Annotated in this window: 1 protein-coding gene; it reads right to left on the bottom strand. The window is 36.2% G+C overall.

The annotated features are described in order from the left end of the window. Positions 1-32: 32 nt before the first annotated feature. Positions 33-1,381, bottom strand: a protein-coding gene (locus A6749_RS27975) for an IS3 family transposase (RefSeq protein ID WP_153042994.1) whose coding sequence is annotated in 2 segments (ribosomal slippage) — positions 33-937 and positions 937-1,381 — 1,350 coding nt in all. Because the reading frame shifts where the segments join, the coding sequence is not laid out codon by codon here. Positions 1,382-1,434: the final 53 nt, after the last annotated feature.

Below are 1,434 nucleotides of genomic sequence, written 5' to 3'. Positions count from 1 at the left end.
TGATCTGAACCCAAAAAGTTAGACACTGAAATTTAGGCAGCTACCTGGGCATGAGTTCGGTATAGAACCGGACTCATGCCTTTTAATTTTGCCTTAATCCGTTTGTGATTATAGTAATAAATATATTTCTCTAATTCTACTTTAAAATGCTGCATACTCTCAAATTCTTTTAAATAGAGTAATTCAGACTTTAATAAGCCAAAGAAATTCTCCATGACTGCGTTATCTAAACAATTCCCCTTACGTGACATACTCTGAGTAATCCCACGTTCTTTTAAAGCATGTTGGTACTGCTTCATTTGATAATGCCAACCTTGATCAGAATGGAGGATGGGGGTGTCTCCGTCATTTAGACGTTTAAAAGCTTTATCCAGCATTTTTGAAACAAGTGGATAAACAGGACGCTTTTCTGTGTTAAAAGCGATGATTTCCCCGTTGTATAAATCTAGAATGGTGGATAAATATAGCTTCTCTCCATGTAGGTGGAATTCTGTTACATCCGTTACCCACTTCTCATTAGGCTTTGATGCTTTAAATTCACGCTCCAAAATATTAGGGGCAATTTTACCTACTTGCCCACGGTATGAACGATATTTTTTCATGCGTACAAGACATTTTAATCCCATTTCATTCATCAGGCGGCGAACAGTTTTATGATTAATTTGTAATCCTTGATTACGTAATTCCAACGTGATACGACGATATCCATATCGTCCTTGATGTTCCTCAAAAATATGATTAATTAGTTCTTTGACTTCCTTATATTTATCTGGACGATTCATTTGTTTAATCCAGTAATAATAGGTACTACGCGCAATACCAGCGACCTTTACTAGATCGATAACTTTAAATTCATGCCTTAATTCATATATTACTTGCGCTTTGTCTTGTTCCGTAATTTTTCTTTTTCTTGAATTAAGGCACTCAACTTTTTTAAATAGGCATTCTCCATACGTAAACGCTCAATTTCAGCGCGTAACGCTTTTTCAGATCCTTCCGCCGGTTGAGCTTTGTTTGTTTCTTTTTTCATGGATGAACGCCCCTTTGTCTTTGGTTGAAGAGCGTCAATCCCTTGAGTTTCAAATAAACACTTCCAATTCCCGACTGTTGTAGAGGCTGGAATGTTAAATGCTAAAGCTGCTTCATCGATGGACGCTCCCATCTCGTTTATATAATTTAGTACGTCCATTTTAAACTCTACTGGATAGTTTGTATATGTTTTGTGGAAAGCTGCTAATCCATGTTCACGATACTTAGCTACCCATTTTTTTAACATCGTAATATTTACACTATATTTTCCAGCTATATCTTTAAAGGATTCTACCCCCTCAAGGTAGTCATAAATAGCTTCTAGTTTGGTTTCTAAAGAATATTTAGTCATAAAAAACTGCACCTCCAATTGTTAGTTGTGTCTAACAATTGGGGTGCAGTTCA

Source organism: Neobacillus mesonae, from assembly GCF_001636315.1.
Taxonomy (GTDB): Bacteria; Bacillota; Bacilli; order Bacillales; family Cytobacillaceae; genus Neobacillus; species Neobacillus mesonae.
Note: the sequence above shows the minus strand (reverse complement) of the source record. Positions and strands in the feature narration are given on the sequence as shown.